This is a genomic window from Hydrogenophaga sp. (genome assembly GCF_041633695.1).
Lineage (GTDB): Bacteria > Pseudomonadota > Gammaproteobacteria > Burkholderiales > Burkholderiaceae_C > Hydrogenophaga.
Genome location: NZ_JBFJMY010000562.1, coordinates 1 through 2,403, shown reverse-complemented (window position 1 = coordinate 2,403; position 2,403 = coordinate 1). Strand labels below are relative to the sequence as shown.

At 61.4% G+C, this 2,403-nt stretch carries 3 protein-coding genes; all 3 read right to left on the bottom strand.

Annotation, left to right across the window (positions count from 1 at the left end; genetic code table 11):
* Positions 1 to 1,355: 2-hydroxymuconic semialdehyde dehydrogenase (locus ABYB95_RS21700; protein WP_372661846.1), on the bottom strand; the 1,355-nt coding region annotated here is incomplete at its 3' end.
* Positions 1,356 to 1,377: 22 nt separating this feature from the next.
* Positions 1,378 to 1,809 carry a heme-binding protein gene (locus ABYB95_RS21695; RefSeq protein ID WP_372661843.1) on the bottom strand — a complete coding sequence of 144 codons (432 nt, stop codon included), beginning with the start codon at positions 1,807 to 1,809 and terminating at the stop codon, positions 1,378 to 1,380.
* Between the two features lie 127 nt (positions 1,810 to 1,936).
* On the bottom strand, positions 1,937 to 2,403 hold a 467-nt coding region (locus ABYB95_RS21690), incomplete at its 5' end, for a VOC family protein (protein WP_372661839.1).

The window sequence follows — 2,403 nt, the reverse complement described above, 5'->3', positions numbered from 1 at the left end:
GTTCGCAGATCGCGCAGGAACCAGCTGTTGATCCAGCAGAGACCCACCTCGATGGCCGCGCCCATGCGGTGTGCTGTGCCCAGGTTTTGTGTCCACACCGTGGTGGCCAGGCCATAGTCGGTGGCATTGGCCAGAGCGATAACCTCTTCTTCTGTGTCGAAGGGTGCGATATGGCAACAGGGGCCGAAGACCTCTTCTCGCACCACACTGGAAGTTTCAGGTAGGCCGGTCCAGATCGTCGGCTGCACGAAATGACCCTCTGCGAATTCACTCGACATGGATGGCGTTCCGCCGCCGGTAATCACGGTGGCTCCTTCGGCTTTGGCCTTCGCGTAGTAGCCCAGCACCTTGGCTTTGTGCTCTGCAGAAATTAGGGGACCCAGATTCACACCCGGTTCGTCGGATGGACCCACCTTCAGCGCTTCTGCGCTGGCTTTGAGCGCGGCCACATATTTATCGAAGATGGGGCGCTGTACGTAGACCCGCTCAGTGCCCAGGCAGACCTGGCCGCAGTTCTCGAACACACTGCGCGTGATGCCGGCCACGGCCTTGTCGAAGTCAGCGTCTGCAAACACAATGCCCGCGTTCTTGCCGCCGAGCTCGAAAGAGACCGGGCGCACACCCTTGGCGGCTGCGGCCATGATGGCTTCGCCGGTGCGGGTTTCACCGGTGAAGGTGATGCCATTGACGCCGGGGTGTTGGGTCAGGAACTCGCCCGCCGAGCCTGGCCCAAAGCCGTGCAGCACCTGATACACGCCCTTGGGCACACCCACGGCGTTCATCACCTCGCCCAGCAGCGTGGCAGTGGCGGGGGTTTCTTCCGAAGGCTTGACGATCACGGTGTTGCCGCAGGCCAGCGCCGGGCCCACCTTCCAGGTCATCAATAACAGCGGCAGGTTCCAGGGGCAGACCACGGCGACCACCCCCAGCGGCGACCGCACCGCATAACTCATGGCAGTGCCGCCGTCAGGCGTGGTCATCTGAAAGCTCTCCGTCGGCACGTTTTTCACGATGTCGGCGAACACCTTGAAGTTGGCGGCACCGCGCGGTATGTCGATGTGTGCGGCAAGTGAGCGTGGCTTGCCCGTGTCGGCCAGCTCGGCTTCCAGAAAGTCGTCGAAGCGCCGGTTGATTTCGTCGGCCACGGCGTGCATGAGTTCGGTGCGTTGGACCACGCTCATGCGCCCCCATTCGCCCTTCATGGCCGCGTGTGCGGCCGCGACGGCGGCGTTCACTTCGGTTTGGCCCGCCTCGTGCACCAGGCCGATGACTTGGTTGTTGACCGGTGCGCGGTTTTCGAAGGTCTTGCCGGTGGCGACGAATTCGCCATTGATGAAGTTGTGGAACTGTTTCATGGTCAAAGTGCAGTAGAGAAATTCAGGTGAGGCCCAGGGCATCGAGACCAGCGCGGGCGCAGGCTTCGTCTTGCTCGGCCGAGCCGCCAGAGACACCGACGCCACCGATCAATGCGCCGTCTTCGACAATGGGCAGGCCACCGCCAAACACCACCAGGCGGGGGCGGTGCACGATGCCGATTCGGAGTGCCTCTGCGCCTGCCAAAATTTCGGGCCACTGACTGGTGGCAAAGCCGAAGCTGGCCGTTGTGTAGGCCTTGTCAATTGCGATATCGATCGAGTGCAAATACGCACCGGGCATGCGCAAAAATCCGGCCAAGGAGCCCGAAGCGTCGGTTATCGCTACATTGATGCGTATGCCCAACGAATCGGCATGGGCCACCGCCGCGCGGCAGGCGATCAGGCAAGCCTCGGCGGTGATCAGCGATTGGGGAACTGAAAGAACGGGTTTCATAAAGCTGAGCCGAGATAAGGGACGCTGTTCAACGCCAGCCCGAAGACAGCAAGAGATGCGTTGCATCCGGCGCAGCCGGTCCACACGCATCGCCCACTTCATGGGGTGGCGCACCGCATGGCTGGGCTTATGTGTACACCTCGGTGAACGATGGAACCAAGTTGCCTGTGTGGTAGAAAATCCCACTGCCCAGCATGTCTTCGGTCCAGGTGGTCACCGGTCGGTCGCGCTGGGCCAAGTAGCCCAGGCCGGCGAAGGTCTCGTTGCGGTTTCCGCTGGGGTCAAAGAAGTAGATCGTTTCTCCGCGTGTGATGCCGTGACGGGTAGGCGCGACATCGATGCGCACTTTGTGCTTGGCCATGATGTCGGCCGCTTTCAACACGTCGTGCCAACTGTCTAGAAAGTAGGAGATGTGGTGCAAGCCACTGGTGGGTCCACCGACAAAGGCGATATCGTGCGGCGTGGTGGTGCACGCCATCCAGGTGCCGGCCTGAATGTCACCTTCGGGCCCAACCAGAACCTGCTCGGTCAAGAAGAAATTCAAGACTTCGGACATGAACCGGGTGTTGTCGGCCACGGTGTTGATTCCAGCCT